Annotated in this window: 14 protein-coding genes; 2 read left to right on the top strand and 12 right to left on the bottom strand. The window is 70.3% G+C overall.

Annotation, left to right across the window (positions count from 1 at the left end):
* The 10 genes from VLF38_RS04695 to VLF38_RS04650 form a co-directional block, all read right to left on the bottom strand.
* Window positions 1-403 (bottom strand): hypothetical protein (locus tag VLF38_RS04695; protein WP_325270125.1); only part of this gene is annotated, 403 nt, incomplete at its 3' end.
* Window positions 400-3009 carry an ATP-dependent chaperone ClpB gene (clpB, locus tag VLF38_RS04690; protein ID WP_325270124.1) on the bottom strand — a complete coding sequence of 870 codons (2610 nt, stop codon included), beginning with the start codon at window positions 3007-3009 and terminating at the stop codon, window positions 400-402. The genes clpB and VLF38_RS04695, both read right to left, overlap by 4 nt.
* Before the next feature lie 322 nt (window positions 3010-3331).
* Complete coding sequence (locus VLF38_RS04685) at window positions 3332-4237, bottom strand: Abi-alpha family protein (RefSeq protein ID WP_325270123.1); 906 nt, start codon at window positions 4235-4237, stop codon at window positions 3332-3334.
* Window positions 4234-5580 carry a hypothetical protein gene (locus tag VLF38_RS04680; protein WP_325270122.1) on the bottom strand — a complete coding sequence of 449 codons (1347 nt, stop codon included), beginning with the start codon at window positions 5578-5580 and terminating at the stop codon, window positions 4234-4236. Before VLF38_RS04680 ends, VLF38_RS04685 begins: the two co-directional genes overlap by 4 nt.
* Window positions 5581-5722: 142 nt before the next feature.
* Window positions 5723-6427, bottom strand: coding sequence for a DUF6230 family protein (locus tag VLF38_RS04675; RefSeq protein WP_325270121.1), 705 nt, complete (start codon window positions 6425-6427; stop codon window positions 5723-5725).
* Window positions 6424-7164 (bottom strand): hypothetical protein, encoded by a 741-nt coding sequence (locus VLF38_RS04670; RefSeq protein WP_325270120.1) that lies wholly within the window; start codon window positions 7162-7164, stop codon window positions 6424-6426. Before VLF38_RS04670 ends, VLF38_RS04675 begins: the two co-directional genes overlap by 4 nt.
* Window positions 7161-7610, bottom strand: coding sequence for a DUF6114 domain-containing protein (locus tag VLF38_RS04665; RefSeq protein WP_325270119.1), 450 nt, complete (start codon window positions 7608-7610; stop codon window positions 7161-7163). Before VLF38_RS04665 ends, VLF38_RS04670 begins: the two co-directional genes overlap by 4 nt.
* Window positions 7607-8371 carry a DUF6230 family protein gene (locus VLF38_RS04660; RefSeq protein WP_325270118.1) on the bottom strand — a complete coding sequence of 255 codons (765 nt, stop codon included), beginning with the start codon at window positions 8369-8371 and terminating at the stop codon, window positions 7607-7609. Before VLF38_RS04660 ends, VLF38_RS04665 begins: the two co-directional genes overlap by 4 nt.
* Window positions 8368-8853, bottom strand: coding sequence for a DUF6114 domain-containing protein (locus tag VLF38_RS04655; protein ID WP_325270117.1), 486 nt, complete (start codon window positions 8851-8853; stop codon window positions 8368-8370). The genes VLF38_RS04660 and VLF38_RS04655 overlap by 4 nt, the downstream gene beginning before the upstream one ends.
* A gap of 113 nt (window positions 8854-8966) precedes the next feature.
* Complete coding sequence (locus tag VLF38_RS04650; RefSeq protein WP_325270116.1) at window positions 8967-9623, bottom strand: DUF6230 family protein; 657 nt, start codon at window positions 9621-9623, stop codon at window positions 8967-8969.
* 258 nt (window positions 9624-9881) lie between these two features.
* On the opposite strand from VLF38_RS04650, the gene lepB reads away from it, so the two are divergent.
* On the top strand, window positions 9882-10511 hold the full coding sequence (gene lepB / locus VLF38_RS04645) for a signal peptidase I (protein ID WP_325270115.1): 630 nt from the start codon (window positions 9882-9884) through the stop codon (window positions 10509-10511).
* Between the two features lie 48 nt (window positions 10512-10559).
* Window positions 10560-11228 carry a hypothetical protein gene (locus tag VLF38_RS04640; RefSeq protein ID WP_325270114.1) on the top strand — a complete coding sequence of 223 codons (669 nt, stop codon included), beginning with the start codon at window positions 10560-10562 and terminating at the stop codon, window positions 11226-11228.
* 18 nt (window positions 11229-11246) lie between these two features.
* Here VLF38_RS04640 and VLF38_RS04635 read toward each other — a convergent pair whose 3' ends face one another.
* Window positions 11247-11702, bottom strand: a complete 456-nt coding sequence (locus tag VLF38_RS04635; RefSeq protein ID WP_325270113.1) for a heat shock protein transcriptional repressor HspR — start codon at window positions 11700-11702, stop codon at window positions 11247-11249.
* A gap of 3 nt (window positions 11703-11705) precedes the next feature.
* On the bottom strand, window positions 11706-12339 hold a 634-nt coding region (locus VLF38_RS04630), incomplete at its 5' end, for a DnaJ C-terminal domain-containing protein (protein ID WP_325270112.1).

Below are 12339 nucleotides of genomic sequence, written 5' to 3'. Positions count from 1 at the left end.
GGCCGGACCACAGCAGCATCGCGGAGACCGCGACGAACGAGGCCGCGATGGACCCGGAGAGGAAGCCCGAGAAGAAGAGCGGAACCGCGACGACCGAGAGCGCCAACCGCGCCTGCTTGTGCCGCTGGAGCACGAACCAGCCGAGCACGCAGGCCGCGGCACCCAGCGCGCCCGCGACGACGAACACGGTGTGCAGCATCGACAGCGCACCGTCGAGGTCCAGGCCGAGGCCCCGGAACGGCGGCTGCCCGAGCGACTCGGCGATCCGCTCCCGACTGTCGATCGACCGCAGGCGCGCGATCTGGTCGAACATGCCGAGCACCAGGAAGACCGAGCCGAGCATGCTGACCCAGCCGGCCACGGTCACCTGGGGCGGCCGGTCGGCCGTCGCGTTCTGCGTCATGCCGCCATTGTGGCGGTGAGCGACAAGCCCTCGCCCTCCGCCCCGGCGTCGCGGTCCACGAGCACCGTGCTGCCGTCGGTCACCTCTCCGGCGATCAGCATCCGTGCGAGCGGGTCGCCGATCGCGGACTGCACCAGGCGCCGCAGCGGGCGGGCGCCGTAGGCGGGATCGAACCCGACCTCGGCGAGCCACGTGCGCGCCGCCTCCGTGACGTCGAGGTGGATCCGGCGGACCGCCAGCCGCTTCATGAGCAGCTCGAGCTGCAGGTCGACGATCCGCGCCAGCTGCTCCAGGGAGAGCGCGTCGAACATGACGACCTCGTCGAGCCGGTTGAGGAACTCCGGCTTGAAGTGGCCGCGCACGACTCCCATGACCGACTCGCGCTTGACCTCCTCGCTCAGCGTCGGGTCGACGAGGAACGGCGAGCCCAGGTTGGAGGTGAGGATCAGCAGCGTGTTGCGGAAGTCGACCGTGCGGCCCTGGCCGTCGGTCAGGCGTCCGTCGTCGAGGACCTGCAGCAGGATGTCGAAGACCTCCGGGTGCGCCTTCTCCACCTCGTCCAGCAGCACGACGCTGTACGGACGACGGCGGACCGCCTCTGTGAGCTGGCCGCCCTCGTCGTAGCCGACGTAGCCCGGAGGAGCGCCGACGAGGCGAGCGACGCTGTGCTTCTCGGCGTACTCGCTCATGTCGATGCGCACGATCGCGCGCTCGTCGTCGAAGAGGAAGTCGGCGAGCGCCTTGGCCAGCTCGGTCTTGCCGGTGCCGGTGGGGCCGAGGAAGAGGAACGAGCCGGTAGGCCGGTTGGGGTCGGCGATGCCGGCCCGCGAACGCCGGACCGCGTCGCTCACCGAGCGGACCGCCTTCTCCTGGCCGATCAGCCGCGTGCCGATCTCCGACTCCATCTCGAGCAGCCGCGCCGTCTCACCCTGGAGCATGCGGCCGGTCGGAATGCCGGTCCACGCCTCGACGACGTCGGCGATCTGCTCCGCGCCGACCTCCTCACCGACGAGCTTCTCGACCGGGGACTCTTCGGCGGCGGCAGCGGCCTCGATCTGCTTCTCCAACGCCGGGATCCGGCCGTAGAGGATCTCGCTGGCCTTCTCGAAGTCACCCTCGCGCTGGAGCTTCTCGGCCTCGATGCGGAGCTGGTCGAGCTGGCGGCGCAGCTCGCCCTCCCCCTCGAGCGAGGCCTTCTCGGCCTCCCAGCGGGCCTCGAGCGCGCGCAGCTCCTCCTCCTTGTCGGCGAGGTCAGCGCGCAAGGTGGCGAGCCGCTCGACGGAGGCAGCGTCGGACTCCCTCTCGAGCGCGAACTGCTCCATCTTGAGCCGGTCGACCGCGCGGCGGAGTTCGTCGATCTCCTCAGGGGAGCTCTCGATCTCCATCCGCAGCCGCGAAGCAGCCTCGTCGATCAGGTCGATCGCCTTGTCGGGGAGCTGCCGGCCGGTGATGTAGCGGTCGGAGAGCGTCGCGGCGGCGACCAGCGCGGCATCGGTGATCCGGACGCCGTGGTGCGCCTCGTACTTCTCCTGGATGCCGCGGAGGATCTGGATCGTGTCCTCGACGCTGGGCTCACCGACGTACACCTGCTGGAAGCGGCGCTCCAGCGCCGGGTCCTTCTCGATGGACTCGCGGTACTCGTCGAGGGTGGTCGCACCGATCATGTGCAGCTCGCCGCGCGCCAGCATCGGCTTGAGCATGTTGCCGGCGTCCATCTGGCTGTCGCCGCCGGCACCGGCGCCGACGACCGTGTGCAGCTCGTCGATGAAGGTGACGACCTGTCCACCGGCGTCCTTGATCTCCTCGAGGACCGCCTTCAGGCGCTCCTCGAACTCGCCGCGGTACTTCGCTCCCGCGACCATGGCCGCGAGATCGAGGCTCAGCACCCGACGGCCCTTGAGCGAGTCGGGGACGTCGCCGGCGACGACGCGCTGGGCGAGACCCTCGACGACGGCGGTCTTGCCAACACCGGGCTCGCCGATCAGGACGGGGTTGTTCTTGGTGCGGCGGCTCAGCACCTGGATGACGCGGCGGATCTCGGCGTCGCGACCGATGACCGGGTCGAGCCGGCCCTCCTCGGCCGCCTTCGTGAGGTCGATGGAGTACTTCTCCAGGCTCTCGTACGTCGACTCCGCCTCCTGGCTGGTCACCCTGCGGTTGCCGCGCACCGCCGTCAGACCATCCCGGAGCCCCGCCTCGGCCAGGCCGGCGTCGGTGAGGAGCTTCTTCGCGCTCGACTCGACCGTGGCCAGCGCGATCAGCAGGTGCTCCGTGGCGACGTAGTCGTCCTTCATGCCGGCCGCGAGGTCGATGGCGCTGGCCAGCACGCGGGTCAGTGCGGCGGAGGCCGTCGGCTGCTGGACGGTCGAGCCGGTCGCGCGCGGCAGGTCCGCGACCAGGCGGTCGGCCTGGGCGGAGAGCGCGGCGGCGTCGACGCCGGCCTTCGTCACGAGCGTGCGCGCGGTGCCCTCGGGGTCGCGCAGCAGCGCGGCGAGGAGGTGCGCGGGCTCGAAGGTGGTGTTGCCCGCCGTGGTCGCGGCGAGCTGGGCAGCCTCGATCGCCTCGCGGCTGCGGGTGGTGAACTTGTCGGCTCCGAACGCGCTCATGAGCGCTCCTTCCCTGGTCGTAGTCGATCCTCTCCGGTCAGTCCCACGAGGGGAACAGGCCGGAGGTCACTGATCGCAACAGCACCAGAGTTGAGTGCATTCCGCTCAACTCTGGGTTTTTCCGGAAAACCTCCCCCGGGGCCCGGCGGCGTGTCACCCTCGGGCCATGGTCTTCCTCGTCGTCGCCATGCTGATCGTGCTGGGCGTGGCCGGAATCGTGCTGCAGTACGCCGCCGAGCAGGGCCGCGCGCGCAACGGCCGCAACGACAACGACGGCTGACGCGAGCGCGTCAACCGTCGTACGTCGGAGCCAGGAGTCAGGTCAGTCCAGGTCCTGCGGCGCCTGGTGCTCGGGCAGCGCGGAGATGTCCTCGTCGGGCTCGAGCAGGCAGGTGCGGCAGAAGTCCTCACCGAACGGCGTGAGGTGGATCGAGCGCCGGACGACCTTGTGCGAGCGCACCGAGTGCATGGCAGCGAGGACGTCGGGCTGCGCCTCGACGACCTGGTACTCGAGCGGGTCGCGGAGCTGCTCGCGCGAGAACCAGATGAGGCCCAGGCGGAAGAGGTTGTTGAGGTAGGACGGCACCTGGTCGAGGTAGCGCGCACCGGCCCGCGGGCCGATCATGTTGAGCCCCGGCGCGACGAGCTGCGAGCTGACCATGCCGATCGCACCACCCGTGCGGACGTCGACCGCGGGCTGCGGGCCGCCGCGCAGGAGGAGCAGCAGGATGCGGCCCTCGTCAGGCGCCATCTCCGACAGGATCCGGGAGTACGCCGGGTGGCCCTGCTCGGTGTTCCACACGTCGCGGGAACGGGCCAGGAGCGCCTGCCCCTGCTCGCGCAGCGACTGCTGCATCGCGAGCTCGCGGCGTGCCGCAGCAGCGGCCGGGGCGGCGATGGCAGGGGTCGAGCCGTTGGTCGAGCCGCCGAGGGAGGCACTGACCTGGATCACGGCCTGGGGCAGCGAGACGCCACTGCCGACCGCCTTGGCGACGTCGCCGAAGATCGAGCCGGCCTGGGCGACACCGGCGACGAGGTCCATCGCCGAGGACGGGTTCGTGGCCACGGAGAGCACCTTGCGGGTGGTGCGCACACCCGCCACGACACTCCACTCGGCCGTGCGCAGCCACGAGGTGGCCGCGAGGCGGACGAGGCCCGGCAGGGCGTCGATCCGCGGCGTCGCAAGCTCGGCGGACTGTGCCCGCTCGGGAAGGTTGTCGCTGGTCACGCTGCACCCATTCCGACGAAGATGGCGTAGTGGAGGAGGCCGCCCGCGGCGCCCATGATCGCGCCATGAGCGTAGAGCATCCACTCGTCTTCCTTGATGGCCGAGCGCATCATCTCGACGAAGTCACGCGACGGCAGCTCCTTGGTGCGGGCCGCGATCAGCGTGCGGATCTTGCCCGACTGCTGTCGCGAGAACTCCTCGTCCTTGAACGGGGTGATCGTGCGGCCGACGGCCTCCTGGGCGAACCCGATCTTGATCGAGTCGTAGGCCCGGGCACCGAGCGCGATGCGGGCGGCGCCACGGATCGGGCCGGCAGCCTTGTCGATGGCCGGCGCCATGGCCGTGGCCAGCATCTGGCGGGTGCGGTCGCCGCGCGGACCGTCCATCAGGAAGTCGCCGATGCGCTCCAGCGTGATGACGTCGTCGGCGATGATCGTGGCGTAGACCTCCGCGGCCTGGTCCTGGCGGCGCAGGAAGAGGCCGTGGAACCGGATGCCGAAGTAGCGCTTCGGCTCGGTCGGCTCGAAGATCAGCCACATGCCCAGGGCATTGGTGATCCAGCCGACGCCGATGCCGAGGACGGGCAGCATCCACCAGGTGTGGAACCAGTGGTCGACGAAGGCCACCGGGACACCGAGCGCGAAGCCGAAGATGAAGCCGAAGGCGACCATCAGGTTCAGCTCGCGCTGACCGATGTCCTTGAAGACCTTGATGACCAGGCCGGGGTTCTTGCGGAAGTGGTCGATGACCATGATCTTCGGGTCGAGAAGCTGGTCGATGTGCACGCCGATCTCGTCGGTGATCGAGTTGACGACACCGGGCAGCTGCGCCTGGACACGGGCGATGATCGCGCGCTTGCCGGCAGCCGGCAGGTCACGCCAGAACGCCGGGTTGTTGGCGAGCATGACCTCCTCGACGATCATCGGGATGTCGGGTTCGAACATCGTCACGATGTGCTCGGCGATCTTGTCCGGCTCGAGCTGCTGGTAGAACTCCGCGGGCGTGCCCAGCTTGGCGATCGCCTTGTCGACGGCGATCGAGCCCATCTTGGCGGCGCGCGCGGGGACGATGCCCTGCCAGCCGAGGCCGCCGTGCAGGATGCCAGGGACCTCCTGGATCTTGTGCGGCAGGAGGCGGGCGATGTCCTTCAGGCCCGGCACCGTGAAGCCGTGGAAGTTGACCGGGTAGAAGAGCATGATCAGGCCGGTCCAGTTGATCAGCCAGCCGATGACGGCCGTGAAGAGCGGGATCGACGCAAAGGCGAACCACTCCATGGGCGTGTTGAGCTCGCTCAACAGCCAGTCACGGTGGGAGAACCAGTCCCAGAAGCCCTCGAGCGACACGCTTACCACCTAGCCCCACGACGTACAGGGTTCTCGACCACCCTGTGGATTCCGTCACCAGTGTGCTGAGAGTAACGGTTGCTACCCATCGGTCACCATCAATCCGGATAACGGGCGGAAAGGGACACTGTCTAGGACCAGCTCAGTGCGGGAGCGGCGTGGCGTCGGCCGGCGTGGCCCAGCACTCGGTGCCCCCGGCTGCCTTCGGCGTCACGCTGATCCGCAGCCCCGGCAGGCTCATCGGACCACCGATCTCGGCGTCGTAGAGGTAGCCCTTGGCGCTGAAGATGTCGCCCGCGGTCGCATCGATGCCCCACCAGCCCGTGCCCGTCGGAGCGCCCAGGGGGTTGTCGACGCCGGCGAGCGTCGTGACGTCCTGGCTGGCCATGCCGATCTGCACGCGCCCGTCGAGGTTGATCCCCGTGCCGGAGCCGCGCAGCTGCGTGACGTCGAGCTGCACGTTGGTCGCCTTGATCTCGCGCGTCGAGCTGTCACCGTCCCCTGACGTCAGCTTGATGACGACGTCGCCGATCAGCGGCAGGCTCTGCACCTGCGACACGCAGAGCCCGTCCAGCGAGCCCGTCGCGAAGCCGGCGGCGAGGACGTTGCGCGTGCCCACTCCCGCGACGTTGACCTGGGCCATCCCGAAGCCGATGTCCTGTCCGCTCACGCGGCCGCTGCTGAACTTCGCGGTGCTCCCCTGGTAGGTCACGGCCGCCGCAAGCACGTCTTGGCGCACCAGCGTCATCAGTCCGGCCATCGCGGCGAAGGCCAGCACCATCAGCGGCACTGCACGCCGCCAGCTCGTTCCGTACGCCGCTCCCCAGCGCGGCTCCCGTCGACTCACGACACCGTCACCAGCGTGTTGGGAAGGTTGACGGAGTAGGCACCTGTGATCTCGCCGTTCGCGCCGGACGACGTGGTGACGGCGTACCGGATCTTGAGGTTCATCCCGCATCCGCTCGCCGAGACGTCGGTGAAGACATCGGCGAGCGTCCAGAGCACGTCGTCAGGGCGCACGTTGTCCTCGCACCCGAAGACCAGGAACGACAGGTTGATGACGCTGTCGGCGGTGACCCAGAGATCGGTGTAGATCGTCTGGCCGCTCGCGTTGCCGAGCTTGGCGGAGGTGTCCGGCTTCAGCGCGAGGCCGTAGCCGCTGCCGCCCGACGTCGACAGGGTCGCGTCCTTGTAGAGCTGGAACTGCTGGAAGGTGAGGCGGTACAGGCCCGACTCGGTCGTGCCGTCGGCGTACCTCAGCGTCTGGCAGCAGGTCTTGCTGACGGCCGTGATCGCCCACTTCCCGTTCTGGTAGCAGGGCTGCAGCCAGAGCGTGCCGCACCCCGTGCTCGAGGTCTGGGTCCGGGGCACCACCATGTTGGTGGTGACCTTCGACAGGCACGGGCGCAGCGTGACGCCACCCTTCGTGGTCAGGGTCGCGCGGTTGACGTCTCCGGCACCGCACGCCTGAGCGGCATGGGCGGCCTCCCGGGGCGTGTCCGGCCAGAGCCCCAGCGCAGCGACGACGGCGAAGACAGCGAGCAGGACCCAGACACGCTGCCAGCGCCGGCTGGCTCCGGTCACGCCTCCGACCCGGCCGGAGCCACGCGCGTGCCGGCCGGCCGCGGCGGCACCAGCTCGCCCCAGCCCCAGATCATCGAGCCGCCGATGATGCCGAGCACGCTGCCCACCAGGAAGCCGCCGAAGTTCGACCCGATGAAGGCAGCCATCGCGCTGAGCACACCGAGGACGCCGACCAGCCGCGCATACAGCGGGGAGACCAGCGCGACGCCGGCGAAGAGGAGCATCGCCCCGCCGAGGATGTAGCCCGCGCTGCGGTTGAATCCCCCGCTGAGCGCGAGGCCCATCGGGTAGCTGTTGAACTTCACCACCACCAGCCCGCCGAGCGCGAGCCAGAGGCCGCCCCAGAACGGACGGGTACGCCGGAACGCACGGAACCAGCGCACGGCTCCGGTCCCCGGAACCCGGCGGTTGGGACCCAGCTTGTCGGTCGACGCGATCATGATCATGAGGTGCAGTCCGTCTTCGTCTTGGCGCCGGGCACGACCCGGATCTTGAGGTTGGGCAGGTTGATCTGGCCCTGGAGGTCGATGCCGTAGGAGTCGGCGTCGAGGTTGGAGACGTTGAGCGTCTGGGCCTGGAGGCCGAAGGCGCCCGGCGTGCCCGTGAACGGCAGCGTGTCCATCATCAGCGTGTCCGCCGACTGCCCGAGGGTGAGCTTGGCGATCTGGTCACCGGTGCCCGACAGGTTGTCGGAGGCCAGGTAGAGCTGCTGGGCGTTGATCGCCTGTCCGGTCGGGTTGGTGATCGTGCCGTCGACGGGCTCGCCCGCGGTGACCAGCAGCGAGACCTCGCCGATCACGGGCAGCGTCTGCTTCGCGATCGCACAGAGGCCGTTGAGCGTCGCCGTCTTGAAGCCGAGCTGGGCGACCGCGTCGTCCGTCGCGCCGTAGAGGTCCTGGGTGTTGATGTACCCGGCCGCGTTGAGGCCGGAGACCTTGTCCGTGTAGACCTTGTACGCCGTGTTGGCGGTCTGGAAGTTCACCGCCAGGACGTTCTGGCTCACGCCCAGGAACATCGCGGCGAGCCCGGTCAGCGCGGCGCCGGCCAGCAGGCCCGACCGCTTCTTGCGAGTCCCGAGACGCGGGCCTTCCTCGGCGTTCGCGACCATCGCGCCCGACGCGTCGCGGACGGCGTCGCCCTGTCGGCGTACGGCCTCGGCCACGCGGGTGCGTAGCGGCCGGGCACGCAGGGATCGGGCGCGCCTCATGCCGCGGCCAGGCCCTTCTCGTGCCCGCCCTTCGTCTGCTTGCCTCGCGCCTGCTTGCGCTCGACGCGGCGTGCGCGCTTCTCGTCGAGACGGGCGAGCTGGGCGTCGGAGTACGGCGTCCAGGCGAAGATCATGCCGCTGCCCGCGATGCCGAGCACCATGCCGATCAGCCAGCCGCCGAGGTTGGCCAGCGGCAGCGAGGCGATCGAGAAAGCCATCGCCATCAACGCGGGGAAGTGGCGCTGCGCGGGGGCGAAGAAGGCAACGAGCGCGGCGGCGACCATGCCGCCGCCGAGGATGTAGATCTGGGCGCCGCCCACGCCGAGGTAGGCCAGGAACTGGAACGTGCTCGCCACGACGGGGCGGAGGACGAACCAGCCGCCGGCGGCCAGGAGCAGGCAGCCCACCGTGGGCCGGGTGGCGAGGTAGCGGTACGCGGCGTGCCGGACGACGGCGATCCGCGAGGGTCGAGTGTGGGTCATGTGTGTCCCCTCCCAAGGACGCGTCCCCCTCCCGGGGACGGGTGGCGACCACGCCGGCGCCGCGACGTCGAGGGCCCTCGGGCCACGACGCCGACGCGGTCAGCGGGTCAGGCTCAGCAGGTCGCCGTGCCCGTGGTCGGCGTGAGCGTCACGCCGGTCAGGCCGATCGACGCCAGGTTGACCTGGAAGACGTCGGCGTCGACGTTGTTGAGCGCGACGTTGCCGGTGTCGCCCGCAGCACCGCCGGCCGACTGGCCGGACTCGATGCCGAAGCCGCCCATGTTGGCGCCGTTCGCCACCGTCGACTGGTGGTCGAGCTCCTGCTGGGCCACACCCACGCTGACGTTCTTCAGAGTGGCGTCGGTGGTCACGCCCTGGGCGTTGAGGTCCACCGAGTCGCCGAGGGCGACCGAACCCGGGAGCTGGATCTTCAGCCCGATGTTCGAGATGACCGGAAGACCGGTCGGCTGGTTCGCTGCGAGGCACACCTGGTTGACGGTGCCGTCGGTCAGCGTGACGAACGCGGACTGCTTGTCAGCAGCCGTACCGTCCGTCTGCGAGGCCGCAGCCTGGGCCGCACGGAGCGAGAGCTCCACGCCCGAGCCGGAGCCGGAGGCCGCCGTGACCTTGAACGGGTTGGTCGAGCTGAGCGACGCGGAGACCGCGCCCTGCAGCATCGCCACACCCAGGCCGACCGACACCACGGTGGCCGGCACCGTGACAGCGGCGAAACGGCCGAGCCGAACGCGGCCCATTCCCTTTTCCTTCATGTTTCCCTCCCAGGAACATGACCTCCCCCGCACTCACGAGGGCAGGCAACAGCAGCCGCACGCGGCAGCGCGGAAACCTCCCGAGCCGCTGGTGTCGACCGGGCTCCCTACCCGGCCGGGCCCTCACATTTCGTCTCTCCCCAGACGAAACGGACCGCGACTGCTGAGGGGTAACGTACGCCACACTGGACAAGGCGTCCAAGTGACCTCGGTCGCATTCGATACCCCTACTTTCGTCTCTGCCCGGGGAGGGACCTGATGATGCGCCGCCACCGCGACGGATCCGGAGCACTGCGCCACCTGCTCGGATGGAGCACGCTCGTGGCGTTTCTCCTTGCCCTGTTGGCGATCGTGGCCGCGTTGGCGTTCTCGGTGCATGTCAAGGGGCACTCGATGGAGCCGACGGTCCAGGAGGGCGACCGACTGCTCGTGCAGTTCTGGAAGCGCGGCGACATCCAGCGATTCGACCTCGTCCAGGCGCGGGTCGGCGTCGCGAAGTCGCCCGTCGTGAAGCGGGTGGTCGGCCTGCCGGGTGACGAGGTCTCCGTCGCGTTCGCCGAGGGGAAGCCGGTCGTGACGGTCACGCCGGGCGGCTCGGACACGGCGTACGTGGTGGAGAACGGCGCGTGGGACGACCGGATCGGCGACCGGATCGCGCCCTGCTGCAAGTCCGACGGCACAGCCGGCACCGCCCCCGACGCGGTCGTCGTACCGGAGGGCTCCTACTGGTTGCTCGGCGACAACTGGGGCGGCTCGGACGACAGTCGCACCTACGGGTTCGTGAAGCAGGCCGACATCGGCGGGGTCCTCGACCTGCGCCTCCAGCCCCTGGGCAGCTTCGGAGGTGTGCCGAACCCGGCCCGCCTCGTGCCGGTCGACGAGAACTGACCGATCGGGGGACACCGCCCCGAGCCGTCATCGGCGACCATGGCGACCGTGTCTGCCCGCATGAAGGTCCTGCTCGCCGTCGTCGGCCTGATCGTCGTCGTGGCGATCGCGCCCTTCGCCTACGGCGCCGTCTCGAAGCACCTCAAGATCGGTCTCGAGGCAGGTGACGACCCGTACGCCGACGTGACGGTCATCCACCGTCAGCTCCCGCCGAGCACCGTTCCTGATGAGTGGGCCCGCCGGCTCGAGGCACAGGTCGGCTCGGATCTCGGCCTCACCGTTCGCCAGGACTGGCGTCCGGGCCGCGGCGACGGGTCGTGGCTGCGCGCCGACGCCTTCCAGCGCAGGCTCGCCCGAGCGGCGACCGTGCCGGACCCGCGGGAGTACCGGGTGATGGGCGTGGTCACCAACGCCCACGATCCGGCCGCCGTCGCCGCCCACGGCGCCCTCTACCTGGTCTGGTTCCAGACGCCCGTCGACGCCGATACCTGGGTGCGTGCGGATCCGGCGATCTTCGCCGATGCCGCTCTGGAAAGGTCGCGCACCACGTGGTGGGCCGGCTTCGACGTGATCTCGTACGCGCCGCCTGCTGGCGGGACCGACCTCACCGACAAGGTCGATCACTGGGTCCGGAGCATCACCGCATGCCCCAACGGCGAGCGCGGCTGCACGATCCCGACACACCTCGCGACGGCGGGCGCGAAGCCGCAGGGCTGAGCACAGCCGGGGCCGAGGTCAGCTGCGGTCGCGGCGCCAGACCACGACGGAGGAGCCCGTGTCCGGGCGGAGGACCGGCAGCCGACCGGGTTGGACCGGGGCCGCCGGCGGTCGCGCCCCCGCACGGGCGAGCGCCTGGCGCAGCGCCTCGCGGGTCTGCTCGAGCTCGGCCTGGAGCTCGGCGTTGCGCTGCGCGAGCGCCGAGGCACGGTGCTCGAGCTCGAGCACCCGGCGTACGCCCTCGAGGCCGATGCCGGCCGCCGTCAGCTCCGCGATCTGGCGCAGCAGGTCGATGTCGCGGCCGGAGTAGCGCCGCCCTCCGCCACCGGTGCGGCCGGGCGTGATCAGCCCGAGCCGCTCCCAGGTGCGCAGCGTCTGCGGGTGGAGCCCGGTCAGCTCGGCAGCCACCGAGATGACGTAGACCGCAGCGTCGGGCGCCGGCCCCTGGGGGCCCGGCCCACGGCTCGCTGACATGGCCTACGCCTCCTCGAAGAGCTTCGTGCGGAGCGGCTTGTCAGCCGTTGCGGCGCGATAGGCCTCGACGGCTTCGCGGGCAGCCGCGTCGAGGACGGCAGGCACGTGGACCTCCACGGTGACGAGCAGGTCGCCCTGGGTGCCGTCGGCCTTCTTCGCGCCCTTGCCTCGCACGCGGAACGTGCGACCGTTGGGCGTGCCGGCGGGCAGCCGCAGCGTCACCGGGGGGCCCCCGAGGGTCGGCACCTTGATCTCGGCACCGAGCGCCGCCTCGTCGAACGAGACCGGCACCTCGAGTGTGAGATTGTCGTCCTTGCGGCCGAAGATCGGGTGCGGGCGCACCTTGACCGAGACGAAGAGGTCGCCGTGGGGGCCGCCGTTGTCGCCGGGGGCTCCCTTGCCGCGCAGCTTGATCCGCTGGCCGTCCTTGACCCCGCCCGGGATCCGGGCCTGGATCGTGCGGGACGACGTGCCACGACCGGAGCCGTGGCAGGTCGGGCAGGCCTCGTCGTAGACCATCGTCCGGCCCTGACAGGTCGGACAGGTCTCGTTCATGGAGAAGGCGCCGCCCGCGCCGACGGTGACGTAGCCCGACCCCTGGCAGGTCTGGCAGACGTGCGGGCGCGTGCCCGGCTTT

The sequence above is a fragment of the Nocardioides sp. genome (assembly GCF_035481145.1).
GTDB lineage: Bacteria > Actinomycetota > Actinomycetes > Propionibacteriales > Nocardioidaceae > Nocardioides.
This window is presented reverse-complemented; position numbering and strand designations above follow the sequence as displayed.

Coding starts and splice junctions, on each gene's coding strand:
- clpB (WP_325270124.1), bottom strand. CDS start 3,009: ATGAGCGCGTTCGGAGCCGACAAGTTCACCACCCGCAGCCGCGAGGCG.
- VLF38_RS04665 (WP_325270119.1), bottom strand. CDS start 7,610: ATGATCATGATCGCGTCGACCGACAAGCTGGGTCCCAACCGCCGGGTT.
- VLF38_RS04660 (WP_325270118.1), bottom strand. CDS start 8,371: ATGAGGCGCGCCCGATCCCTGCGTGCCCGGCCGCTACGCACCCGCGTG.
- VLF38_RS04655 (WP_325270117.1), bottom strand. CDS start 8,853: ATGACCCACACTCGACCCTCGCGGATCGCCGTCGTCCGGCACGCCGCG.
- VLF38_RS04650 (WP_325270116.1), bottom strand. CDS start 9,623: ATGAAGGAAAAGGGAATGGGCCGCGTTCGGCTCGGCCGTTTCGCCGCT.
- lepB (WP_325270115.1), top strand. CDS start 9,882: ATGATGCGCCGCCACCGCGACGGATCCGGAGCACTGCGCCACCTGCTC.
- VLF38_RS04635 (WP_325270113.1), bottom strand. CDS start 11,702: ATGTCAGCGAGCCGTGGGCCGGGCCCCCAGGGGCCGGCGCCCGACGCT.